21 protein-coding genes and 1 pseudogene are annotated in these 25,851 nt (G+C 41.5%); 8 read left to right on the forward strand and 14 right to left on the reverse strand.

The genetic code is table 11. The annotated features are described in order from the left end of the window. Nucleotides 1-114: 114 nt before the first annotated feature. The gene (gene ettA, locus NXV01_RS15595) at nt 115-1,806 is read left to right on the forward strand and encodes an energy-dependent translational throttle protein EttA (RefSeq protein WP_148367308.1); all 1,692 of its coding nucleotides are present in this window, start codon (nt 115-117) and stop codon (nt 1,804-1,806) included. A 216-nt stretch (nt 1,807-2,022) separates the two neighbouring features. After that, complete coding sequence (locus NXV01_RS15600; RefSeq protein ID WP_217722279.1) at nt 2,023-5,403, forward strand: TonB-dependent receptor domain-containing protein; 3,381 nt, start codon at nt 2,023-2,025, stop codon at nt 5,401-5,403. A gap of 132 nt (nt 5,404-5,535) precedes the next feature. On the opposite strand, the gene NXV01_RS15605 is transcribed toward NXV01_RS15600, so the two are convergent. From NXV01_RS15605 to NXV01_RS15665, 13 genes are all read right to left on the reverse strand, one after another. Next, nucleotides 5,536-6,636, reverse strand: a complete 1,101-nt coding sequence (locus tag NXV01_RS15605; protein ID WP_259022839.1) for an endonuclease/exonuclease/phosphatase family protein — start codon at nt 6,634-6,636, stop codon at nt 5,536-5,538. A gap of 77 nt (nt 6,637-6,713) precedes the next feature. Further along, a complete protein-coding gene (locus tag NXV01_RS15610) occupies nt 6,714-9,335 on the reverse strand; it encodes an ATP-binding protein (RefSeq protein ID WP_259022840.1) in 2,622 nt (873 codons plus the stop codon). Nucleotides 9,336-9,355: 20 nt separating this feature from the next. Beyond that, nucleotides 9,356-10,570: a glycosyltransferase family 2 protein gene (locus NXV01_RS15615; protein ID WP_148367300.1), complete on the reverse strand. Its 1,215-nt coding sequence runs from the start codon at nt 10,568-10,570 to the stop codon at nt 9,356-9,358. An 8-nt stretch (nt 10,571-10,578) separates the two neighbouring features. Further along, nucleotides 10,579-11,418, reverse strand: a complete 840-nt coding sequence (locus NXV01_RS15620) for an LTA synthase family protein (RefSeq protein ID WP_309569320.1) — start codon at nt 11,416-11,418, stop codon at nt 10,579-10,581. Next, nucleotides 11,310-12,008 carry a hypothetical protein gene (locus tag NXV01_RS15625; RefSeq protein ID WP_258980432.1) on the reverse strand — a complete coding sequence of 233 codons (699 nt, stop codon included), beginning with the start codon at nt 12,006-12,008 and terminating at the stop codon, nt 11,310-11,312. The genes NXV01_RS15620 and NXV01_RS15625 overlap by 109 nt, the downstream gene beginning before the upstream one ends. A gap of 376 nt (nt 12,009-12,384) precedes the next feature. Beyond that, nucleotides 12,385-13,476 carry a hypothetical protein gene (locus tag NXV01_RS15630; RefSeq protein ID WP_148367295.1) on the reverse strand — a complete coding sequence of 364 codons (1,092 nt, stop codon included), beginning with the start codon at nt 13,474-13,476 and terminating at the stop codon, nt 12,385-12,387. Nucleotides 13,477-13,480: 4 nt separating this feature from the next. Further along, complete coding sequence (locus NXV01_RS15635) at nt 13,481-14,332, reverse strand: glycosyltransferase family 2 protein (RefSeq protein ID WP_148367293.1); 852 nt, start codon at nt 14,330-14,332, stop codon at nt 13,481-13,483. Further along, complete coding sequence (locus NXV01_RS15640) at nt 14,329-15,495, reverse strand: glycosyltransferase family 4 protein (protein WP_148367365.1); 1,167 nt, start codon at nt 15,493-15,495, stop codon at nt 14,329-14,331. Before NXV01_RS15640 ends, NXV01_RS15635 begins: the two co-directional genes overlap by 4 nt. Before the next feature lie 25 nt (nt 15,496-15,520). After that, nucleotides 15,521-16,645, reverse strand: coding sequence for a glycosyltransferase family 4 protein (locus NXV01_RS15645; protein WP_148367291.1), 1,125 nt, complete (start codon nt 16,643-16,645; stop codon nt 15,521-15,523). Between the two features lie 43 nt (nt 16,646-16,688). Then, complete coding sequence (locus NXV01_RS15650; RefSeq protein WP_148367289.1) at nt 16,689-18,140, reverse strand: lipopolysaccharide biosynthesis protein; 1,452 nt, start codon at nt 18,138-18,140, stop codon at nt 16,689-16,691. A 14-nt stretch (nt 18,141-18,154) separates the two neighbouring features. Then, nucleotides 18,155-19,102, reverse strand: a complete 948-nt coding sequence (locus NXV01_RS15655; RefSeq protein WP_148367287.1) for a glycosyltransferase — start codon at nt 19,100-19,102, stop codon at nt 18,155-18,157. 41 nt (nt 19,103-19,143) lie between these two features. Beyond that, entirely contained in the window at nt 19,144-20,259 is a 1,116-nt protein-coding gene (locus NXV01_RS15660; RefSeq protein ID WP_259022841.1) for a glycosyltransferase family 1 protein, read from the reverse strand. 75 nt (nt 20,260-20,334) lie between these two features. Continuing rightward, complete coding sequence (locus NXV01_RS15665) at nt 20,335-20,673, reverse strand: hypothetical protein (protein ID WP_148367282.1); 339 nt, start codon at nt 20,671-20,673, stop codon at nt 20,335-20,337. Nucleotides 20,674-20,825: 152 nt separating this feature from the next. Between NXV01_RS15665 and NXV01_RS15670 the strand changes: the two are divergent. The 3 genes and pseudogenes from NXV01_RS15670 (at nt 20,826) to NXV01_RS15680 (ending at nt 23,757) form a co-directional block, all read left to right on the forward strand. Then, a pseudogene (locus NXV01_RS15670) lies at nt 20,826-21,795 on the forward strand (Lin1244/Lin1753 domain-containing protein). After that, nucleotides 21,783-21,977, forward strand: a complete 195-nt coding sequence (locus NXV01_RS15675; protein ID WP_148367278.1) for a hypothetical protein — start codon at nt 21,783-21,785, stop codon at nt 21,975-21,977. The pseudogene NXV01_RS15670 and the gene NXV01_RS15675 overlap by 13 nt, the downstream one beginning before the upstream one ends. Next, nucleotides 21,955-23,757 (forward strand): bifunctional DNA primase/helicase, encoded by a 1,803-nt coding sequence (locus NXV01_RS15680; RefSeq protein ID WP_148367276.1) that lies wholly within the window; start codon nt 21,955-21,957, stop codon nt 23,755-23,757. Before NXV01_RS15675 ends, NXV01_RS15680 begins: the two co-directional genes overlap by 23 nt. Before the next feature lie 157 nt (nt 23,758-23,914). On the opposite strand, the gene NXV01_RS15685 is transcribed toward NXV01_RS15680, so the two are convergent. After that, nucleotides 23,915-24,172, reverse strand: coding sequence for a DUF4248 domain-containing protein (locus tag NXV01_RS15685; RefSeq protein ID WP_004311607.1), 258 nt, complete (start codon nt 24,170-24,172; stop codon nt 23,915-23,917). A gap of 292 nt (nt 24,173-24,464) precedes the next feature. Here NXV01_RS15685 and NXV01_RS15690 point away from each other — a divergent pair, with 292 nt between their 5' ends. From NXV01_RS15690 to NXV01_RS15700, 3 genes are read left to right on the forward strand one after another with little or no spacing between them, the layout of a single operon-like run. Further along, entirely contained in the window at nt 24,465-24,989 is a 525-nt protein-coding gene (locus tag NXV01_RS15690) for an HU family DNA-binding protein (RefSeq protein WP_117933107.1), read from the forward strand. A 56-nt stretch (nt 24,990-25,045) separates the two neighbouring features. Next, a complete protein-coding gene (locus tag NXV01_RS15695) occupies nt 25,046-25,351 on the forward strand; it encodes a hypothetical protein (protein WP_032852146.1) in 306 nt (101 codons plus the stop codon). A 4-nt stretch (nt 25,352-25,355) separates the two neighbouring features. After that, on the forward strand, nt 25,356-25,805 hold the full coding sequence (locus NXV01_RS15700) for an N-acetylmuramoyl-L-alanine amidase (protein WP_217722258.1): 450 nt from the start codon (nt 25,356-25,358) through the stop codon (nt 25,803-25,805). Nucleotides 25,806-25,851 lie beyond the last annotated feature (46 nt).

The following is a 25,851-nucleotide window of genomic DNA, read 5'->3' on the forward strand; positions in this document are numbered from 1 at the left end:
TCAGTGCTTTCTTTCGAATGCGGGTGCAAAGGTAGAACATTTTTTTATAACTCCAAAAGAATTCAAACATTTTTCTTATCTTTGTGCCATTATCAACAATATATAATCATACATATGGCTGCTGACGATAAAAAAATTATCTTCTCGATGGTGGGAGTGAGCAAGGCTTTCACCCCCAATAAGAATGTGCTGAAAGACATTTACCTGTCGTTTTTCTATGGAGCGAAAATCGGTATTATCGGTTTGAACGGTTCCGGTAAATCAACGTTATTGAAGATCATCGCCGGTTTGGAGAAATCCTATCAGGGAGAAGTGGTGTTCTCTCCGGGATATTCCGTGGGTTACTTGGCACAGGAACCTTATTTAGACAACACAAAGACAGTAAAAGAAGTAGTAATGGAAGGTGTGCAACCCATTGTTGACGCACTGACAGAATACGAAGAAATCAATCAGAAGTTCGGTTTACCGGAGTACTACGAGGATCAGGATAAGATGGATGCTCTTTTTGCTCGTCAGGGCGAACTGCAAGATATCATTGATGCGACTGATGCATGGAATCTGGATAGCAAACTGGAACGTGCGATGGATGCTCTCCGTTGTCCGCCTGAAGATCAGCCGGTAGAAAACCTGTCCGGAGGTGAACGTCGCCGGGTAGCTTTATGTCGTTTGTTGTTGCAGAAACCGGATGTGCTCTTGCTGGACGAACCTACCAACCACTTGGATGCAGAATCTATCGACTGGTTGGAACAACATCTTCAGCAATATGAAGGTACGGTTATTGCCGTGACGCACGACCGTTACTTCCTCGATCATGTAGCCGGATGGATTCTCGAACTGGACCGTGGTGAAGGTATTCCCTGGAAAGGTAACTACTCTTCCTGGTTGGAGCAGAAGACAAAACGCATGGAAATGGAAGAAAAGACCGTCAGCAAACGTCGCAAAACACTGGAACGTGAGTTGGAATGGGTGCGCATGGCTCCGAAAGCCCGTCAGGCAAAGGGTAAGGCACGTCTTAACTCTTATGACAAGTTGCTGAATGAAGACGTGAAAGAGAAAGAAGAAAAACTTGAAATCTTCATTCCGAATGGTCCGCGTCTGGGTAATAAAGTCATTGAAGCGAAACAGGTGGCCAAAGCATACGGCGATAAACTATTGTTTGACGATTTGAACTTTATGCTTCCTCCTAATGGTATTGTCGGTGTGATCGGTCCCAATGGTGCGGGAAAGACGACACTGTTCCGTCTGATTATGGGATTGGAGACAGTAGATAAAGGAGAATTTGAAGTAGGAGAGACTGTAAAGGTGGCGTATGTAGACCAGCAACACAGAGACATTGATCCGAATAAGAGTGTTTACCAGATAATTTCCGGTGGCAATGAGTTGATCCGCATGGGAGGACGTGACATCAATGCGCGTGCATACCTTTCCCGTTTCAATTTCTCCGGAGGCGATCAGGAAAAACTTTGCGGTGTACTGTCCGGTGGTGAAAGAAACCGTTTACACTTGGCGATGGCTTTGAAAGAAGAAGGCAATGTACTGTTGCTCGATGAGCCTACCAATGATATTGACGTAAACACACTGCGTGCTTTGGAAGAAGGTCTGGAAGATTTTGCCGGCTGTGCCGTAGTTATCTCGCATGACCGTTGGTTCCTCGACCGTATCTGTACACACATTCTGGCTTTTGAAGGAGACTCCAATGTATTCTACTTCGAAGGGTCTTATTCAGAATACGAAGAAAATAAAATGAAACGTTTGGGAAATGAAGAGCCGAAGCGTGTTCGTTATAGAAAGTTAATGACTGACTAGTATAAAGTAATAGATTGAAGCATTTCTAATGCTTTCTGTTTCAAAATAAAAGGCTCTGCAAATATTGTAGAGCCTTTATCATTTTATAAGGTAGTAAAACGTTTATCTCTCTTAAAAAATTGTAGTATAATCGTAATGTAGTTCTAAATATTATTAATTATATTTGTGCACAGTTTTTAAAAGCAAACAATTTATATTAACTAATCAACTACATTTATGTTAAAGAGAATGCGATCTTTCTTAGTGCTAGTAATGTTGTTTATTGCTGTCACGATGAGCGCGCAGGTTACAACAGCCACGATGAGTGGTAAAGTGACCGCACAAGATGAACCAATCATTGGAGCAACAGTCGTTGCGGTTCACGAACCATCAGGCACTCGTTATGGTACAGTGACTAACGTCAGTGGTCAATTTAATCTGCAGGGTATGCGTACCGGCGGCCCTTACAAAGTAGAAATTTCTTATGTTGGTTATCAAACAGCAATTTACAAGGGAATTAACCTTTCATTGGGAGAGAATTATGTTTTAAATGTTTCTTTAAAAGAAAGCTCTGAATTGTTAGATGAAATCGTGGTGACGGCTTCAAAAAACAGCAATATGAAGAGTGACCGTGCAGGCGCTATTACTAATATTGGAGAAGAGCAGATGGCTATGATCCCTACTGTTGGACGTAGTATGAATGATATTATGCGTTTAACTCCGCAAGGAGCTAACACAGGTAATGGTTTTGCCGTAGGTGGTGGTAATTACCGTCAGTCTTCTGTAACTGTCGACGGTGCTGCTTTCAGTAATTCATTTGGTATCGGTTCTAACTTGCCGGGCGGAGGTTCACCTATTTCTTTGGATGCATTGGAACAAATAGCAGTATCTGTAACTCCGTTTGATGTTCGCCAAAGTGGATTCATTGGTGGGGCAATCAATGCTGTAACTAAAAGTGGTACCAATGATTTCTATGCAACAGCTTATACTTATTTAAATAATGAGAATTTGAATGGTGATAAGGTAGGTGATTTAGAGTTAATACGTGAGAAATCTCAAAAATACCTCTATGGCGCTAGTTTTGGAGGTGCAATCATAAAAAATAAGTTGTTTTTCTTTGTAAACGGTGAATATGAAGATAATGTAACAGCTGGTCCTAAGAGCAGAGCTCGTTTAAGCGACAGTGATGATTGGGGATCTAATACAGCCAATGTGAATCGTCCTACAGTAGGAAAGATGGATGAGATTCGCAACTATTTTATAGACAAGTATGACTATGATCCGGGACGTTATCAGGGATACTCTATCAAGACTCCGGCCTACAAGATCATGGCACGTTTGGACTGGAATATTAATGATAATAATAAACTCAATTTCCGTTTTACACGTGCCCATTCAAAAGATAATAGTGGCCCAACTTCTTCTGTTTCTCCTTTCTATGCAACAGATATTTATGATGGTGGAACAGCAGCTTCCAAAGGATCTGGGAATGTGAATCATAATGCTGCTATGTATTTTGAAAATTCTCGTTACTTCAAGGAATATAACTTTACATCGTATGCTTCAGAATGGAACTCAAAATGGTTAGATGGTAGTTTGAATAATGTGACACGTGTCACTTACTCCTTCCAAGATGAGCCAAGAAGCTATGAGGGAGCAGCAGATTTTCCATCAATTGATATTTTGGAAGACGGTGCTGTTTATGCACGTATTGGACCAGATATCTTTTCTCCGGGCAACTTAGCTCAAGCCAGAACATTTGTTCTCACAGATGAAATGTCTTATACGGCAGGTATTCATAATTTATTGGCTGGTTTCCAGTTTGAGTATAACAAGGCTACAAATGGTTTCCAACAAGCTGGTAATGGATATTATGTGTATAAATCATGGGATAGCTTCGTAAACAATGAATATCCTAAGGCTTTTGCTATCACACACTCTAATGCGGCAGATTATAGCCAATTTAAGGCTGAAATGAAAACTTTGCAATATTCATTGTATTTACAAGATCAGATGAATATTAGTGAGAACTTTAAGTTGACTGCTGGTATTCGTTTTGAGATGCCTAAATATCCTTCTCTGAAGAATAACTATAATGAAGATTTTGCAAGATGTGAGTTTGGCGGAGTAAGCTACTCTACAGATCAAGTTCCTTCTGCAAAGATATCTGTGTCTCCACGTGTAGGATTCAATTGGGATATTACCGGTGAGCGTAAATATGTTCTTCGTGGAGGTACTGGGCTTTATGTAGGCCGTTTACCATTTGTATGGTTAGTATCTGCGGTTGGAAACTCTAATGTCGGTCAGAATCAGTACTATTATACAAATGTGGCTAATGCTGCTTTGAAACCTTATTTTCAACCTTCTGTATCAGGAGTATTGAATGAATTGTATCCGAATGGTAGAATTGCTGATATTAAAGCTCCTACAGATCCAACTATTATTGATAAAGATTTAAAGATGCCATCTACTTGGAAAACCTCTTTAGCCTTTGATGCTAAACTTCCGGGGGATATTGATTTCTCAATAGAAGGTATTTTTAATAAAGACATCAATCCTGCCGTTATTTCTAATAAAGCTATTAAGCCTTCAGAAGCTACGATCACTTTTAATCCGAATGATACACGTGACTCATATAGCAAATACTCTGATGCTTCATGGACAAACGCAGGTGGAAAACAGAATGTATTCTATATAGAGAATGGTGGTCACAAGGCCCATTATTATTCTATTACTACTCAATTAGCTAAATCTTTTGATTTTGGCTTGTATTTGTCTGCAGCATATACATATTCGAAAGCTAAGGCGTACAGTGATGGTATTGGTGATCAGGTAACTTCTGCATATAGAACAAATACTTATTCTGTAGGCGGTATTAATGAACATGAAACAGGTTATGGTACCTATGTTTCTCCTCACCGTATTGTAGCTTCAGCTGGTTATCGTTTGGAATATGCTAAAAGATTTGCTTCCTCATTATCATTCATTTATGAAGGAATGAATATGGGATATGCTGGTGGTTATGGTTATGCTCGTTATTCCTATACATTTGCTGGCAACATTGTTGGCGATGGTGGAGCTAATAACTTGTTATATATTCCTGCTTCAAGAGAAGAGCTGAATAATTGGACATTTGCGGAAAAAACATATAATAGTGTAAATAGAACATATGATGACTATAAATTAGACGGGCAAATTTATAGTGCGGATCAACAAAAAGATGACTTTTGGGCATATATCAACCAAGATAGCTATTTGAAGAAGCACAAAGGTGAATATGTAGATCGCGGTGGAGTGGTTATGCCTTGGCATCATCAATTGGATTTGAAATTTATGCAAGATTTCTATCTTAAAGTTGGTGGTAAACGTCATACTCTTCAATTTGGTGTTGATATTAAGAACTTCTTGAATTTGTTAAATTCAGATTGGGGATTGTATAAGACCGTAAATAATACCAATCTCTTGGCTTACGATAAGGGAAATAGTACTACTGGAGAAGGCAAGGGATATACATTCCAAAAGAATAGTGGCAAAAGGTTGACGGAAACTTATACAGAGTATAAAGATTTTAGATCTACTTACTCTGTTCAGTTTAGTCTTCGTTATATATTCCATTAATTCGATAAAATCTCAAAATAATGAAAGGCTGTCTCGTTTGTTCGGGACAGCCTTTTTTATTATCAGTAAGATTTTGATATAAACGGAATATCTTTAAGGATATGATTATTTGCTTATCATCCTCTTACTCTTTTATAACTTCACCCTCATCACCACCGGATTATGATCGCTATAAGTAAGATCCGGAGAGAAGTAATCCGTACTATTCAGTTCCGGTGAATGGAGAATATAGTCGATTCTTAACAGATGCTTGAAAAACTTGAAAGTATACATATACCCATGACCGCTCGTCTGAAAGCCATCCTGCAACTTATCACCTTTTACAGTGTGATAAACATACGAAGACGGCAGAGAGTTAAAGTCACCGCAGACGATAGTAGGATAGGGAGAGGCAGCTATCAGTTGTTTTAGGATATCAGCTTGTGCGGCACGTTTCCGGAAATTCTCATGCAATCCGTCAATCAATCCCACAGCAGCACGCTCCACCCTTTGAGAATCATCCGTACGGAGTCCCTTTTCCAGTTTGCGCTTGTTCTGGCTTACTTCCGTTGTTTGGAGATGATTGTTGAACAGGCGGATAGTACGGCCATTAATCTCAATATCACACCAAAGACTGCAATTTTTCGAATCAGGATAGACGATAAGATTCTCCTCCTTGATGGGGTAGCGGCTGAAAACAGCCAGCTGCAACAAATGTTTTCCCTCGGGAGAAATAGGAATAAAATGATACGGCCAATCAGAAAGAACCGCAGCTATACTGTCTACACCAAACTCATCGTTAATGCCAAACTCCTGAAAACAGAGAATATCTGCTTGCAGATTTCTCATGTAAGAGGCTATCTCTTTGCATGAATAACCGGTATGCTCATGATTAAAAGCATCAACGTTGTAAGTAGCAACAGTTAGAATACCAGGAGTATACGCGTTCATTTTGACCATTGGAGCCGAAGCCGGGCTGAAAAAAGGAGATTGAATCACACAACTAATATAGCTCCAGTTACTAAATATAGCAATCAGAGGGATGAAAACCCAACACCGCCAACGGATCGTCCAGTAAATGACAGAAGCAAGATTAGCCAACAAAAGTATCGGTAATATCAAACCGATGAAAGGCATAAATTTGAAACTATCCGGTGCGGTATTACCTACGAAGGCGCCCGCAATGGTAACTCCTGCCAAAATACTGGTCAGCACGATGGATATGTAATAAAACAGTCTGTAAAAGGCTTTCATCTAATCTGAATTATTGGGTGATTATATCACTATTAAATCGTTTTCTATATAATATGTACTCTACAATATGTGCCCTTTTACGGAGGCGACAGCCATTTATGAATCATAGCTTTCAGCTTATCATCCGCTATCGGTTTAGCTATAAAATCGTTGCATCCGGCCTCCTTCGCCGCTTTCCGGTCCTGTTCATAGGCAAAGGCACTTTGAGCAATGATAGGCACAGTGGCAGACAGTTCCCGAATGATCTTCGTAGCCTCCAATCCATCCAAATTCGGCATCTTGATATCCATCAGGATAAGATCAGGTTTCACCTCATCGAACATCGTGACAACCTCCATTCCGTCATGTGCACGTATAATCCGGTGCTCCTTACCTAAGATAGCCTCCAATAAATCAAAGTTACTGTCCGTATCTTCGGCAACCAAAATACAGGCATGCCGTGTATTTGCAGCACTGCTCATACCTTCACTCGTCTCATCACCATTCTTTTTCTCCGAATCTACGCTCACAGATTCTGCAACCGTATACGGCAGAGTAAATGTAAACGTCGTTCCCTTACCAAATTCGGAGCTGACGGAAATCTTGCCCCCGAGACGCTCAACGATAGATTTACAGATAGATAATCCCAATCCAGTGCCCTGTGCATGATTGTTCAGCTTGGCAAAACGTTCGAACACACGTCCCACTTTCTCCGGTTCAATTCCCGTTCCTGTATCCGTTACGTGGAAAACAATCTGGTTATCCACCAGCTTGTAACCATAACAGATACTTCCTTCTTTCGTAAACTTAACAGCATTCCCAATCAGATTCGAAATCACCTGGAACACCCGGTTCTTGTCCGTTTCAATCACCAGACTCTCGTCCGAAGGCTCATAGACAAGACTCACTCCCTGCGGAGTACGGAATATATGCGCATCGTGCACTTCCCGGCAGAGATTATGTAGACTGGCAGGTCCGAAAGAAAACTCAATAGTCCCCGATTCAATCTTCGAGAGATCGAGAATCTCGTTGATGAGTTGCAAAAGACGCTCGTTGTTCGCGTTTACGATGTTGTAGTACGTCTTTCGTTCTTCCGCATCATCACTTTCGGCAATGAGATGCGAGAACCCCACAATAGCATTCAGCGGAGTACGTATCTCATGACTCATATTGGCAAGGAAAGCCGATTTCAAACTATCAGACATTTCCGCTTTTTCCTTCGAAGACAGTAGCTCCCGCTTCATCATTTCCAGTTCCGTGACATCCCATTCGATACTGACGATCATAGGCGAAGACAATTCGTCTCCGTCCACCCGGATCTTCCGCTTGTCGAGGATAATCAGGTTTCCGTTCCGGTCCTTTCCTTCCACCGTCCAGTGCATACCTTTTCCGCTGGTGGCCACTTGAATATCCTCCTGTCTCTTCTTCTCGGCCACGATAGGCGGATAGAAATCGAAGTCATTCTTGCCGACAGGATCGTTCTTGTAAAGATCACGGTTGTAAGCCTCCCGATTCCGGTAAATGTACCGGAAGTCATTATTGATCTCCTTTACAACAATCCCCGCGGGGAGATTGTTGATCGTCGTATCCATGATTTGGTTCAGCCGCTTGATTTGGGCCTCATACCGGATCCGTTCGGAAATATCATGGGCAAACGACCAGTAACTCTCTTCACCGGAATCATTGGTAACGTTGTACATTGTACATTCGTAAGCCAATATCTCTCTATTGATTTTCGACGGATGGTGAGCCATAAAGTTACTGCTGCCACCATGTATGACATCTTTGCAGCGTTTGTCCCAAGCCTCTTGCGTAGGCATATCTGCGGCGATGTTGTAGATTTTCAACTGACTGATATCCTCACTTTCGGGAATACCATGATTGTGCAGGAAACGACGGTTGGCGAAAATGATCGTGCCATCGGGCTTGGCGGCAAAGATACTTTCTTTGGCATTGTTGATAGCGTGCGTCAGCGTGTTGATGTCATTTCGGCGATGCTGTATGTCCGTGATGTTCTGAATATACCCTTCGATGTTGAAACTACCGTCGGAGCACTCTTCACGCAGATAAGTCTGGATACGCATATAGAAGATTTCCCCGTTCAGGCGCACACGATAGCTGATGCTCTCCATGTTGAGTTCCTTCCCGTTCATGCGACACCATTCCCTGAAACTCTGACGGTCTTCTTCTACAATCAGCCCCACATATTTTTCAATGGCGAGATTCTGCACACTTTCCTCACACAAAACGCCTGTATAACCCAAATAATGGAAAACGTTCTGATTCGTATTATATGTCCATTGTCCTATCTGGGCAACCTTCTGGATGGCCCTTAGAGTAAGATTCGCCTGCTCCAACTGACGTTTCACGTTACTTCTTTGCGTGATGTCACGATATTGGCAAAGCACCATGCCGTCATACGGAAACATGAGACATTTGAAGTAGAAAATTTCGTCATTCAGTACCAGCTTGAAGTTCTTGCTGATGCTTCGCTGCTCTTCGAGTACAATCTGAAAGATGGGTATCACCCTCTCTCTTGTATATTCCGGTAAAAGCTCAAATACATTTTTTCCTAAAAGTATATCCTCTTGCAGAAACCATAGATCACAATGAGGCTCAATGTCTACGCAGACGCCATGCCTGTCAACCAATAGCATTGTATCTGCCGTCAGTTTCAATATTCTTTGTGCGTTATTCGCATCATGTAATATTCTGTCCATGTCTGTTTTTTTATTTGTTCTTACTTTTCGGCACGCCTCGCCTTCTCCCAGGCTCCGCTTCCTTTTTTCTTCTTGAGATAGCGAATGCCTTTCAGCACATTGATATTCATGAATAAAAAGTAGTAGGGGATAAAGAGCAACTTGTTTTTTATCTGTTTCGTAGATAGGTAATATCCCCCATATCCTAACCCGTAAAAAAGAACCTGCATGGCAAGCAGCACTCCGTAAAAGATCGTGGAACCGCCCAACAGCAGAATCGCAATATTCAGTGGGAGGAGGGCAAACAACAGGAACGGAGTAATAGACCATCGCAATACCCGGTGCGACGTATATTGAAAGCTAAGTATCCCGTAACGGAAAGGATTCAGCAACGGACGAAGCCGCCAGATAGACTGCAATCCTCCCGCAGCGATGCGCACTTTCCGTTTTTCTTCTTCTCGCATATCTGCCGAACCACTTTCGATGGCATAAGCATTCGTACAATAAGCGATGGTGTAACCTTTCATTGTGATCCGGAGTGAAAGAATAAAATCGTCGAGCAACGTATCCGGTTCCATCGCTTCGAATAGCTCGTTACGCACGGCAAACAGTTCGCCTGCTGCCCCTACGGCAGAGTAGAGTCGTGCATCAAGTGCTTTCAGGGTTGATTCGTATTTCCAGTAAATACCTTCACCACCGGCAGCCGCCCCGTCTTTGGTTTGCACGGCAATCCGTTTTTCACCAGCCACGCAGCCCACTTTCGGATCCTGAAAAGCAAGCACGATTTCCCGTATGGCCTCCCGGTTCACCATCGTGTTGGCATCCGTAAAGACAACGAGCGGAGTGTCCACTAACGTCATTCCACGTGTCATTGCAGCCGTCTTACCTTGCCGGAGCGGTTGGAAATATACGGTCGCTTTTCCCTGCCAACGGGTCTGCAGTCGTTCGTTCGTACCGTCGTTGCTTCCGTCCGTCACCCATACGATGTGCAGCTTGTCCGCAGGATAATCCAGCTCAAGACTGTTTTCCATCTTTTCGTCCACTACATCTTCTTCGTTGAATGCCGTAATGAAGAGGGTAACTTCCGGCAGATCTGCGTCCGATGCCGGCAACGAACGCTTCACAGGCTTCACGAAAAGCTCTTTCAACTTGACAAGAATATAAAGCACAATTCCGTAGCCCAAATAGGTGTAGAACACAACGAACAGGGCAAGCCAGAAAATAATTTCAAGACAAGGGGTAATGGTTTCGTTCATAGCTATATTTATTTAGTTATTTCTTTTCCTTTAAAATAATCACTATCTAATATAATATCAGAAATTTTTTCTCTATATATTATTCGTTTTTTTTCTTTTTCTGTGTTCAAAATAGAATCAGGGCAAAGTAAACTATTTCCGATTCCTCTCCATTTAGAATCAATACCTGCCAAATCAAGAAGGGTTGGAAATAAATCAGCTTGCGTGATAGCATAATCGCTTTTTTTGTCGATCTTTTGTGGAGAGTTTACAATATACAATGGGATTTGAAAAGAAACATTATCTTCTTCTTTGGATTTAAGCCAGTCATTTGAAATGGAATGGTCGCTGGCTATTATAATTAGAGAATTGTGGTAAAGATGATTTTCTTTTAAGAAATTCAAATACTTACCTAAGTATTTATCCATATAATGCACATTAGATAGATAATTTTTTAATTCTTCTGAATATGTGTCAGGGAATGGAATTAGGTAGTCTTCAAATACTTTGGTATATGGAGAATGCGTTGATGATGTGAGGATAAGTGAGAAAAAAGGTTGTTTGCTATTTTTGTCTATGCTTGCTGCATATTCAAAAAGAAGTTTATCATTTAACCAATTTTCTTTATAATTACTCAATGTATATTCCTTTCGTGAATAGAGTTTGTCGAACCCATATTGGATACATACTCCATCTTGTCTCCACGTTTTTGATGAAGTAGGAATAACCATTCTACATTCGATTCCAGGTTTTTGTTTCTTTAAAAGTTTTGGAAAGGATACGAAAGTATTATTAAAATAATCGTAGATGGTAACACCTTTTTTTTGGGTGTAAGTCCGTTGAGGTATGTGAATTGTCCGTCGCTCGATTCACCTAATTGTATCTGAGAAGTCATGTTATTATTGTAGTATGCTCCTTTTTCTACTAATTCGTTGAGAGTAGGAGTAATTTCTATTCCATTTATTTTTAGATTTGTGGGGAACGATAGAAAGGATTCCACAAGAATGAGAATAATATTTTCTCTTGGTGGATATTTAATACTATATTTTGATTCGTAAAAGAATGGTTCCAGTTTTGCCACTTCTTCTGGGTTACAGTCTTGTTTGTTGTTCGATGCACGTTGTATAATGGTCCCATAAATTATTCCGAATTTGAATATACTTTCTGTTGGACTATTTTTAAAAGGGTGGACATATTTGTAGTTTAATGATGACCAATGTATTGTCGCAATAGCAGTTAATCCTCCCAATAGAATAAATGCAATTCCTAATATGTAAAGAGAAAAGATTCTTCGTGTTTTTCTTTTTATTTCAGAATAACCTCTATGATATTGTTTATAAAATAAGATACTTGCAAAAGTTGTTATCAGTATTGTAATGTCAGAGAATCTAATTGTTGCAAATACGTTAGCTGATAGTCCGTCAAGATTGTTGAATTCACCATATAATATTGGAGGCATATATGTATAGAAGAATCTACTATAAGATACATTTACGATTACCAGCATTGTAATGATAGTATATGGAATGAAAAATAAATAAGTCTTTTTCCCAATTAGATAAAGCGGAATAAAGAATAATAGACATGTATCGATAAAAGCATGAATGATATTTTCCAGATATGAGAATGGGGTAAGAGAATACTTGTCGATAAGAATTGAGTAGTGCATATATTGTAAATTAATATAGCACAGCAATATTAACAACAAGGGGAATGTAAATTGTTTGATTAATACTTTTATATTCATATTTCTATCTCACTTTTTTATCTGTAAATACTTTTGCATGCGCTAAAGGTATTGCCAATCTTAATTGTATTGTTTGTTTTCGATTATGCTATTGAAATAGTTCCTTTAGAGACTGTTTTTTATTCCTCAAATATACAATTGGAAATTTGTAGAAAGGTATATATTTTCCCTCTACGGAAGTAGCGTGTAATGTGCTTATTGAATTTCCTTCCATTAGTCCTATAGCAGTTCTTTTCTCAAAAGCACTAAAATATAGCTTATATTTTTCATTGTCCTTAATAAGTGAACTTCGATATAAACCATATGAATAAAAAGAACCCAGCATTGGAGCTTTGGATAATATATATTTTTTGTTGTTAAATGATAAGCCGTCGGAACTGGAGTATAATACTAAGTTATTAGTATCATAATCATATATGAGTAGATAATATTTTTTGTCTATATATGCTAAATCAATATGCCAAGGAGTAACAGAATTGTCAGGTAGATGGCATGTTTCTTTTTTGCTCCACTTTTTTCCATCTGTAGAAAAACTTCTACAGATTTCTCTTGGTTTTTCTATACTGTTCACATACCACATTACATATCCATTAGTACTTTTATGTATTACAGGGCTTATAACCATATTACCTGTTTCATTTTTTATGATAGAGGTATCCTGTAGATTTATCATCATCTCTCGGGGAGACCAGTCTTTTCCATTGAGAGTATATTTGCGTAATATATAAGTAGCATTATTTTTTAGATGGCTGATGCGATACCAGCACTCTAAAGTGTCCTTATAAAAGACTAAATGTGGGTCTGAAAAATAATCTTTATTGATGATGTTGTTTTCATCTAAATCATCTATTGGATTTTGAGAGTCTTCAAAATCTTTCCAATGTATTCCGTCTTTAGATACATGCACACATGGATTTTCCCATCGTTCTCTATAAGGAGGCAATCCTTTCCAATTGCCATCCTCGCCTAAGGGATATGGAGTTTCTGCCATCCAGTATTTATATCCATTCCATCCTTCCGGAATGTATATTACTGATGGGTGATAGGGTTGGTTACTACCTTCCGGAGTCTTGATAATTAATGGAGCCTGATTATACTTTTGGAATTGATTATACTGGTATATATAGTCAATTAATACTACACAAATAACAACTAGAATAATTTTTCTTATTATTTTCATTTGCTTATTTGATTAAATTGCTGTCTTTATCTTTATATTCTTTCTTTCTGGTGAATATTCCTCCAATACCTTTTAATCCTTTGATAAAACGCACTTTAAAGCTGTTAAACAGTCCTCCATCGGCTCCTACTGTTCCATATCCAGTCATAACTCGTGCTTTTGAAGAATGGATAAAGACGAGTTTTCCATATGGTTTCATCGCTAAAGCTAGTGAACCATCTTCACCACGAATGATATCTGTGCGGAATCCTAGCTGCCTGCCTAATTCTGTCTTGAATGCAAATGTCATGCCACGTACGCAAAGTTCCGGACGCTGTATGGCTTGAATGCGCAGGTAAAAATCTCTTAATGATTCATACCACCATAATCCCCATTTAGAGTGTTGCTCATCAGGAATAAAACTCCAAAGGCTGAACGTACAGGCTACGTTTGGTTGCATTAGTTTTTTTACATGTGTCTTGATGTAATTGTTCGGGTACATGGTATCGGTGTCAATACAGATATGGTATGTTCCTTTTGCCTGATTTAATCCGCATTGGCGGGCATGCCCCGGTCCTTTCTTAAGCTCATTGAAATAAATGACTCCCAGCTGTTGGAGCACACTTTCAGTTCGATCGGAAGAATTGTTGTTGACAGCCAGAATTTCGATCGGAAAGTCACATATGTTGTCGCAAAGCGACCATAAACAGCTTAGCAAACGTCTTTCTTCATTATAGCAGATGAGAATGACAGATGCTAAGGGCTGTTTGTTTTCCGATAATTTCTGCAATTTAGTTTTTACGAAATCTACTGCTTCCTTTGGCGCTGAAGCGAAAGGTTGTTCGTAAACTTGCAGATATTTAGTATACCATTTCATAATTTTTTATTTTTTTCAATGATACTTTCAAACAATGTTTTCCATTGTTCTGCGATTGGTTCGATCCTGAAACGTTCTATATCCATTCGAGCTTGCTGTCCCATTTTTTGTCGTACATTTTCATCTTCTATCAGATAGCATATTTTCTCTGCTAATCCCTCTATATTACCGTTTTCTACTAATAGTCCGTTTATTCCGTCGCTGATGATATCACGTGGTCCGCAGGGGCATGTAAATGAGACAGGAGGTACTCCACATGCCATTGCTTCTATAATAACCATGCCAAATCCCTCATAACGCGAAGAAAGGACGAAGATAGAACTTTCGCAGTATTTATCGACAATATTCGGTGTGCTATGCTCCAGAATACAACTGGAGCTAATTTCTAGTTCGTTGATCTGGTCCTGAAGTTGTTTCCGCATACCATCACCATAGATACGGAGAATCCAGTCCGGGTGTTTTTTATTGACAATGCTCCAAGCAGATATCAAACGGTCAAATCCTTTTTGAGGGACATATCTGCCTACGGCAATGACCTGTTTGGGGGTATTATCCGATTGTTGTTTTGGGAAAAACGGGAGTGGATTGTAGATTACGGTTACATTATTGAGTTCTGTCCATTCGGCAGCATCTTCATGGCTGAGGACGACAAAACGCTTGAGTTGTCGCACCTGCCGGATGAGTTGCCACATCCAGTATTTTTTGACGGCACGCTGAATGAAACTAGGAAGGCGGTTGTCGCTGAATTCCCGGTAATTGGACTTGTTGAAGTGGATTTCTCCAAGCTTTATGCTTTTGTCTTTCATCTTATTGATGAAGTTTATATCACGTCGTAAGAGAGAGATGGTAATGTCCGGTTCAATCTCATTGAGGCATGTCTCCAGCCTTTTTTTAAACAATTTTTGTTTACTCCAATATCTGTGAATTCGTTTCAATAAGGAAAGACCATATAATTCGTCATAGTTGATGTCAAGCTGATGTGTGGTGATGGAGGGATACAACTTATAGTAAGGTTCTTTTCCTTTTCCATCGGTCAATATAATATGTATGTGATACCCTAAATGTTCTGCGAAATAGTTTGCTTTTAGTGTAAGTACACGCTCCATTCCACTAGGATAATAGAGCGAGGGGATGCAGTAGGCTATTTTTACTTTTTTATTCATAGGATTATTTTCCAAGTATTGTATCTTATGGTCTGATGTCCAGTTCATTGATGACTTTTTTCATTTGTGCTGTCCAGGATAATGGACGGACAGATTCTCTAATATTCTGCGGAGTCATAGTCAGAGACTTTTGAAAGGTGATTAACTGTTGAATATTAATAGGTGATTCATCTGGTGATACTTTCCAAATGTAAGGCATTTTATCAAAATCTTCGTCGATTTCTGAATAAGTGAATGCCAATCCTCGTGCAGCATATTCACGATTTTTTAAAGTTTTGATATGTGTGATACCACTACGGTGTCGACCTAAACTGCCAATAGCAAAATCTGCTTGCTCAAACATGGCGTCAAGCTGCTGGTCATGCTGTGGTCCATGAAGGATAACGTAAGGTTCTAGTTTATTGTCACGAATGATGGGAAGAATTTCTTGCCTTTCACGTTCGCCGGATAATGGTCCCACGATATGAAAATAAACTTTGTAGTCAGGATTCGTACAATAATATTCAGCTAATCCACGGATAAGCCGATCGAATCCATGCCAGTAGTGTACTTCGGCTACTCCTACTAAATGTAGCTCATGGGTCGTGTCATTCATTTGTTTCTTCATAGGAATGGCATCAAAATCAATTCCATTAGATATGCGAATTGTTCGTTCGCCAAAGATGTTTTTAGCGTTTGAAAAGGTTACTATTCCATTAAGGAAAGAGGCTAGGCGATGGCGAAAAGTACGATCAGTGAGCCTTTTGAATTTCATAGGCCATGTGATGTACTCTTGATCGTAAGGGAAAGTAGGTATCTCCATGACCACTTTTGCTCCTTTTCTCTTCATACGTTTCACCATATGTATGGTGAAAGGGTTTGCGTTATGATATGAACGGATGTAGACAAAATGTATATTTTCGCGAAGTACGTAGTTTGCTATGCAGTTTAGACCCAGTCGTTTGCGAATTTTCGCAAACATTCCTTGTCCCAATTCAGCAATCACTACATTGTCTACCATCCAACGGCGTTCACCAGAAAGGCTTATGTCATAATAACATAAACGAACATCTAGCCCACATTCTTTGAGGGCTTTTACCTGATAGTGTATTTTTTTACTAATTCCGTTGGCTTTGTCGAAGCCGTGGAATATAAGGAACAAGGCTTTCATTGGTTGTTCAAGTCTCTTATATTGTTTATTCTGTTCTTTTTAGTTATCTCTTACACAGGATGCTTCGCACTTTACCGATAATGTCATACTCATGCGTGGCCTGTATATATGTGCCAAAGATAATAAAACTAACGATACCTTTAGCGATAATTGTCACAAAAATATTCATTCCATCTAGTGCATATTGCATAGGGGTGAGGACTAATGCCATCAGCACGCTAATAACTAACGGAGAAATAAGCTGATGAATGAACGGCCAGACACTTCGCTGGAATGTCACCCGGTACATCTGCCAGTAGCATTGTATGAAATTGATCGTGAATGTGACTACAATGCAACTTGCCACTGCCGTAAGCGTTCCGAAATAGAATATTCCCAGTAGTATACCCGCTACATTGAGCGTAGACGAGAACATTCCGCATACAAATAGGCTTCGTGTATCACCTGCCGCCTGAAAAATGGAGCCGGAGGATGAGAGTATGATTTGAATTCCTACGGACAGGGAGAGTAGCCGAAAAACGGGTACGGAGGGCAGCCATTGGTCTCCAAAAATAATCAACGTCACTTCTTCTGCTGTAAAGAAGAGCAGCACGCTAAGAGGTAATCCGATGAAAGCGAGGAATCGGAGAATACGTTCATAAGAGGTGGCTAGTTTTGCTTTGTCGTTCTGAAAATCACTGAAGATGGGGTGCATCACAGGAGTGATGACCTGAGTGATATTCTGTAAGGGAAGCATCATCAGACGGTAGGATTTTTCGTAATACCCGAGGTCGGACATACTCATGTATTTGCCAATCAGCAATTTGTCTAAATTACGGCTGAAGTAGTTGATGACGTTGAATAGAAACTGGTAGGCGGAATAGGAAAATATTTTCCGGAGCACCGTCAGGCCTAGCGTGAAATGCAGTCGTTGCGGATAGCGTTGGTAGGAGATGACGAATATCAGTATGCTGGATACTATTGGGTTGATAATCAGTGCATATAGTCCTGCTCCGCAGAGGGCGGCGGTCACGGCTGCCGCACCTGCGGAAATCTGGATAACGAAACTACGGATAGCGATGAATTTGAATTCCTTGTTCCGATAGAATAGTGCTCCTGGTACGATGGTAGCGGAGGCAAAGAATAGATTAACGGACAGCAGTTGACACAGTGTTCGCAGGATTTCGCTTTCATAATAGTCGGCAATCATCCATGAAGCGGCAAAAAACAGGATGCTGATTCCGATACCAGTCCATACGGTAAACGAGAAAATATTTGATAGTTCATCCTTTGTCAGCGATTTGTGTTGTACGATGGCGGGAGATACTCCCATATCGGTGAGGAGGCTGAAAAAAGCGATAATTACAGTGGCAACGGCTACGATTCCGAAGTCGTCCGGAGAGAGGAGGCGGGCCAGTATTCCTGCTACTACAAGAGAAATGACAATGCCGCTGTATTTGGCCAGTGCGGTATAGAATACTCCTGAAAGGAGTTGATTTTTAATGTTGCTAGCCATTGTTGACCGTTTTTTTAATGATTTACAAATAGGAATTTGAAAAGTAATGCCCCTATCGTTTTTGTCGATACATATTTTTTATATTTTTGCAGGCACAATCGTGCGAGTTTGATCCGCTCCGGTAATTTGAGTGAATGTGCTTGCCACATGGCAGCGTCAAGCATTTGGGATAAATATAAATCAATAATTTCTTTGTTTTTATTTTCGGTAGTCTGTCTTCTAAAGCTAAGAATCTCTTCTGTGACGACAAGATATCCTTTTATGTTTCGCATTGCGAATTTACTCGTCATTGTAGAATCTTTTCTCATACGACGATGAAAAAAAGTTCGTTTAATGCAAGCTGCTTTCGTGCTTTGTAAATAAAGCAAGGTAGTAAACAGTTGGTCTTCGTGTACGATTCCTGGATAAAATGATAGATTATGTTTTTCTATAACATTTCTATGAATAAAGTGCAGGCAGACGGAAGGAGTATATTCTTTATTTTGTAATTGAACTTTAAGTGCTTCTTGGCCGGTATAGATTTTGTCTTCTAATTTTTCTGTATGTTTGTAATTCAGTGTTGGAGCATTTTCAACGTTGTTTTCAAAGAAAACTAAAGCATCAAAAAAGACGAAATCAAGTTTTTTTTCTTTGCATTTATGGTAACACAGTTCCAAAGCATCTTTTTCCAGCAGATCGTCGCTATCCATAAAATAGATATATTCTCCGTGTGCGTGTGAGATCCCCATGTTACGCGCAATTGATTGTCCCTGATTCGCTTGTACATATATTTGTATACGCTTGTCAGTGTCACCTAATTTTTCTACTATTCTTAAACTTTCGTCTGTCGATCCGTCATCTACAATTATTATTTCTAATTCTTTCAAGCTTTGATACATCACGCTTTCCACTGCTTGACGAACATATTTTTCAGTGTTATAAACAGGGATGACGACACTGACTTTTATTTCATTATATTTCATGCTTTTCGTATGCTGATAAATTATTGATACTAGCAGTGGCATTACAAGCTGCTGTTCAAATCTCTATATACTTTGGCATATTGTTTGCCCACTTTATCTATGCTCATGTTTTCTAGTGCATAGGCATAGTTCATTTCTCCCTTTCCCAAAGTAGATAACTGCCAAGCCTTTTTCAGTGCCCGTATGATATCTGTTTTATGATCCGGGTTGAAAGTCGGATTGCCTGTACTGTTTAAAAGTTCGCCCATATTGCCGGTATTTGGTCCTACGACTATCTTGTGAAAGAGAAAAGCAAGGGGAATATTTACAAAGTTTAGTGCATTTTTCCGTTGGATGAATATCACGTCAGAGGCAGCCATATAATAAGGGAGGTCACACTCGTCTATCGGTTCGTCGTTGGCTCCCGCTTGTAGTCTGAACATACGGTTGAACAACGGTATGAGTATATAGTATCCGATTCGTGAAGTCCATCGCTTGAGGACATTTCTGCCATAGTTATTGCGTCTTGAAAAGGGGTATAGGCGAGGGGCTATCAGTAGTTTCTGTTCTTCGTCCCAGTCACGGAATGCTCCGAGCACCATGCGTCTTTCTTCCCAGTTGCGGAACTTCCCGAAGGCGGTGACGATGAATGCTTCTTGTGGCAGGTTCAGATATTGGCGCGCGCGCTCTATGCTGATATCTTCCTTGTAGGTATATTGGTAGATGTGGTGCGGGATGATGACATTCCGGCTGTCGGGATATTTTTGCATGAATTCCGTCTGGCTGTAATGTCCCATGTGTACCACGATGTCACTTTCCGATTCGATGATGTCGTAGGCCCGGCTGATGATATCATTTGCATAGTGGGGGCGGATGTTGTGTCGTGTGTATATGAAATGAGCCCCCCGCGAGCGGAAAAAGGCAATACGTTCTTTCAGTCGGCGGATGACGTCGGGGTCTTCGCATGTCCATCCCACTACCTCCTCCGGCCATTGGAAATGGATGATGTCATAAGTCGTGTCCGATTCCCAGAATTCTTTTTGGGAGCATTTCACATCAATTCCAGCCATTTTGATAGCATCGCATAAGATAGGAACAAATAGATTGTCGGTTTCTCCGTTTTCTCTGAAAACGATCAGTGCGTTTATTGATTGGCTGTCTGTTTCGCTATCGTTCATTTTTTGAGTTTTAAAGACTTTTATTACATCGGCAAATGTAATAAAACTTATGATAAGTTTCTTCTTTTCTGTGTTTTAATTGCTGTTTAAGTTACTATTTGAGGAACTCTGAAACAGGTCTAATGTTTTTATAAGCCGTTTTTCTTCTTGGGTATAAGGAATGTGGTTGCTTTCGATATATTGCTTGAGGAAGAGGCAAGCATGTATGAAAATGTCTGCTTTCATATAACTGGTGAAATTTATGTAACGGTAGTAGGAGGCTTCACTGATGTTGATATGCACGCATAGGTCTACTGTGGCTAGCTGTGACGTATTCAGGAGCTTTTTTATCAGCATTATTCTGTTCTGGTAATGTTCGCTTACTATTTTATTTTCTTCTATTTCTTCCAAAGTTTGGTTGCGTTTTGTATCCATATTGTTTGGGGTTATTAATAATTTTTGGCAAAGATCTGATAAAAAATATATAATCTCCCTCTCATTTTTGCGATAGCTGGAATAAAATACATTTCGCACCTTTGCGCCCCGGAAGTATTAAATGTGGAATAATGAATAAATGATGATTGAAAATGAAGAAAGATCAGTATTTCAATTTGGAGGTAAATTTGTTGAATGACGACAATATTGCCAGTATGATGTCGGAGATGAATGCTGCGGAAGCACTCGGAATTTATGTGATGTTGCTGTTGCATCTGCGCACTAAAGATGCTTACGAGGCGTCGTGCAAACCGGTTTTACTGAAGGCTATGGCCCGGCGGTATGATATGGATGAAGTGGCGGTGGAGCGGGTGCTTCGCGAATTCGATCTCTTCGAAGTGGATGAGGAACGGCAGATGTTTCGTTCTTCCTACTTGGATAGGGTGATGAAAAGCTTGGAAGAGAAGCGGAAAACGAATAGCGAAAACGGTAAAAAAAGGAGGGCGTCCGAAAAAGGTGGTAGAACGTGCTGAAACGCCCGTCGATAAAGGGAGAAAAGCCAATGAAAACCAGAAGAGTAGAGAAGAGGAGAGTAAAGAAGAGAAGAGTAAAGGAAATATTTCTGTTGTAAATAATAACAGTAGTAATATAAAAAAAACGTCCCGTGTGAGCCGTTTGACGGATGAAGGCAATCATTGTCCGTTACAACCCGTGTTGCCTTGGGAAAAGTTGGTGGATCAACTTTCTACTTTCCAGTCATATATGGAGCTGGCCGGGCAACATTCCGGTTTGGGAAAGCTCTTTGTTGACCATCAAAAACTTATTCTGGAAATCTTCAAAAAACATATCCGCCTTTATGACAAGGGAGCCGGACTGCTTTTCCCGGAGGACGTGAAACGGTATTTTTCAAATTATATCGCAGCCGGTTCCGTTACTTGCCGCACGTTGAGGGAAACCTTGCTGAAAGAGCTTGAGAATACGGTCGACAAGGGTGTAAACCGCTTTGAAAGCGTCGTCGACGGGCAGCGAACGTATCTGGGACATCTCATTCCGGCTGATGCGCCGCCACGTCCCGATGCGTCGGCTGTGTGGGATGATGTGAAGAAACGATGGGCGCATTAATCCGGCAGATGGCTGGTTTCGTCCGGCAGGTGGCCGATGTTCGTCTGATAGGTAACGGAAGCTCGTCCGTCAGGTGGCAGACACTCGTCCGGCAGGTAAGTCCTCTGCGTGTGAATGATTATTTTAAACTATTTTTTTTAATGAAAAAAGGAAAAAATTATGAGAAATTTTGCCAACTATGATGTCGACATCCACGGTAAATCGAGTGGAGTCCTCAAAACGATTTGTAAAAAATGTCTTCCTACCCGGAAAAACAAGCGCGACCGTTCGCTACGTGTCAACGTCGACACGGGACATTGCCACTGTTACCATTGTGGAGCTGATTTCTATGTTCCCGATGATGTGGAAGAGCGTAAGAATGCCGAGCGTGCGGCAGCTCGCAAACGTCGTGCGGCAGCCATTCCGCAGCATTTCCAGCGTCCGGTGTTTGATGCCTCGAAAACCACGCTTTCCGAAGAAACGGAGCGTTGGCTGGTGGAGACGCGTTGCATCCCGCAGTCCGTCATAGCCGCCCTGCGCATCACCGAACAGGAGGAATTTATGCCGCAATCCGGCAAAAAGGAACGTTGCATCTGTTTCAACTACTTTGAGGGGGAGCAACTGATCAACACCAAGTTTCGTGCTCTCCCGAAACTCTTCAAAATGGTGCAGGGTGCCGAACTGATTCCTTACAACATCGACTCCATCCTGGGGCAGACTTCCTGCATCATCCACGAGGGTGAATTGGATGCTGCTTCCTCCATCGCCGCCGGATTTCAGAGTGTCATCTCCGTGCCGGCCGGAGCCAATTCGAACCTCTCCTGGCTCGACCGCTTCATGGAGACGCACTTCGAGGATCTGGAAGAAATCATCATTGCTGTCGACGCCGATTCTGCCGGAATCCGGTTGCGCAATGAACTCATCAACCGGCTGGGAGCTGAACGCTGCCGGGTGGTGACTTATGGTCCGGAGTGCAAAGATGCCAACGAGCATCTCTGTAAATATGGTATCGCCAGTCTCCGTATCGCCATCGAACAGGCAGCAGAAGTTCCGCTCGAAGGTATCTTCACCGCTGCCGACTTGCATGACGACCTGCGGGCTCTTTTCGACAATGGCTTCGGTCCCGGAGCGGAAACGGGATGGGAGGAAATGGATAAGATCTGCACGTATGAACGTGGGCGAAGTGTCTACGTCACCGGAGTTCCCGGTACAGGGAAATCCGAATGGGTGGACGAATTAGTGTTGCGTCTTTGCCTGCGGCATCAATGGAAAATCGGGTTCTTTAGCCCGGAAAATACTCCTATCGTCTATCATCTCCGCAAACTGATTGAGAAACTCACCGGACACCGTTTTCAAAACGGCTGTGGCATGACGGAGGGGCTTCTTGCGAACTCGGAAAATTTTCTGACTGAAAATGTCTCTCATATCTCTCTGAAAGGTAATGTTTCTCCGGATCGTGTACTGGCCAAGGCTCATGAACTCGTTGTCCGCCGTGGCTGCCGCATCATTGTCTTCGACCCGCTCAACCGTTTCGACCACAACCCGCAGCCGGGACAGACGGAAACGCAATATATTTCCAACCTGTTGAATAAATTCACAGAATTTGCCGTGCAACATAATTGCCTGCTTGTGGTCGTAGTCCATCCTCGTAAAATGAACCGTAACCCTGTCACGGGCATTACCCCTCGTGTGGAAATGTATGACATCAACGGCTCTGCCGATTTCTATAACAAAGCGGATTACGGCATCATTGTGGAGCGCGATAAGGAGGTCGGCGTCACCCGCGTATATGTGGACAAGGTGAAATTCAAGCATCTCGGTGTCGGTGGAATGGTATCCTTCATCTACGATCCCGTAAGCGGACGATACCTGCCCTGTGAAGAATCTCATGACCCTTCTCTCTCCGTTGACCAGCGTGTCCGAAATACGATGTTCGACAACTCCTGCTGGTTACCGGAAAAAGATTTAATGGGGGATAGGTGATAAATGATAGGTGATAGTTGATAAATGATAGATGGCAGACAATAAGCAATAGACAATAGTTATGCGGGATAAGCATGTCAATAGCCAGAGCTTACCGATTATCAGCTATATGTCGCTCAATCAACTATCACCTATCATTTATCACCTATCATCTAATTTAAGGTTCTTGGAGTACTTCGACGATGAGTCTTACTTGTGCGGGAGTGTAGTATCTGCTACGTGGATTCATGCCGGTGGCCAGGAGCCGTTCTTTTAGTCCGGGTGCAGCTTCGATCCATTCGTTGAATCGGTCTACTGCGCTTTGTTGCAGGATATTGGGGAGGTACAACAAGGCAAGTTCGCCTTTCCCATAGGTGCGGTATTGGAATGTTTTTTCTTCTTCTTGTTCGGGGAGAATCTTGTTTTTTGTTTTCATTTATAGTTGTGCTTTTGGATTACTGTATTTGAAGTAAAGTTACTCATTTTTAGTGGGATAGGTAAATTTTGGGAGCAGATGTTCGGGTGTATTCATAAAAGAATTGAAAATAATAGAATACCGATTCTCGAAAACTAGGAGATAATCCTATATATTCCGGTATAATCCGTTTTAATCCGGCAGAATCCGTTGTAGTCCGTTGTAATCCGGTGGTCGCTATTCTGTTGTCGTATCTTTGTTTTACCAACAGAAAAGGAGAATGTACTTCTTTTCGTAGAAACATTTTTTTAATATGGCAACAGTTACAGTTGTGCGCTACAAGCGCAGAAAACGGCTTGGTGATGATAAATCACCGATGATGTATCTTCTCAAGCCCAAGGCTGGGGAGTCGAAAATCTATTCAATCGATTCACTGGCACAGGAAATCGAATCTATCGGCTCGCTTTCGGTGGAAGACGTGTCGCACGTTATGAAATCCTTTGTCCGTGCGATGAAAAAAGTGCTTGTAGCAGGGAATAAGGTGAAAGTGGATGGACTGGGTATTTTTTATACCACGCTGACCTGTCCGGGTGTGGAACAGGAAAAGGATTGTACGGTGAAAAATATCACTCGCATCAATCTTCGTTTCAAAGTCGACAACTCATTGCGCCTTGCCAATGACAGCACGGCAACTACTCGTGGAGGGGATAATAACATGATGTTCGAATTGTATACGGATAAGAAATCCGCCGCTGGGGATGGCGGTGGCGGCTCCGGTGACGACGGTGAGGGAGACGGCGGTTCCGGCGGTGGAGAAGCTCCGGATCCGGCAGCATAAACTGCTTTGATTGACTTTGTGCTCCATTTATCAATTTATCATCTCAATCTATTAAAATGTTAGATAAAATCATCGAAATCATTATGACGATTCTGCCCTTTCTGGGCAGTAGTCGCAAGAAGCGCCAGATGATGGCGCAAGAAGTGAAAGAGTTCAGCGAACTGGTGAAAGATCAATATACTTTTTTGATGCAGCAGTTGGAGAAAGTGTTGAAAGATTATTTCGACCTTAGTTCGAAAGTGAAAGAGATGCACGCGGAGATCTTCTCGTTGCGAGGACAACTGACGCAGGCTGCGGCTCTGCAGTGTAGCAGCAAGGAATGTGTGCAGCGAGTACAGATGGTCGCTGAAACGGAGGGATAAGTTTATGCGAACCATCAACTTGATTGTGATCCACTGTTCCGCCTCAAGGGCGGACAGGGATTTTACGGAAGAAGATTTGGAAGTGTGCCACCGTCGGCGTGGTTTCAACGGGGCGGGGTATCATTTTTATATCCGCAAGAATGGGGATATAAAAACTACCCGCGAGATCGAACGAATCGGTGCACATGCAAAGGGATACAACCGGAATAGTATAGGTATCTGCTATGAGGGAGGACTTGACTGCCATGGCCGTCCTGCCGATACACGCACCGAATGGCAGATTCATTCAATGCAGGTACTGATCCTCACACTCCTGCGCGACTATCCCGGTTGCCAAGTGTGCGGACATCGGGATTTGAGTCCGGACCTGAACGGAAACGGAGAGATCGAACCCGAAGAGTGGATCAAGGCTTGTCCGTGCTTTGAGGTGAAAGAATTCTGCTCAAAAATGTAATGTACTCTACAGAAAGACTTGTGACAAGTATTTATATACTCGGTCA

Source organism: Bacteroides sp. BFG-606 (genome assembly GCF_024788145.1).
In the GTDB taxonomy this organism is placed as follows: domain Bacteria; phylum Bacteroidota; class Bacteroidia; order Bacteroidales; family Bacteroidaceae; genus Bacteroides; species Bacteroides vicugnae.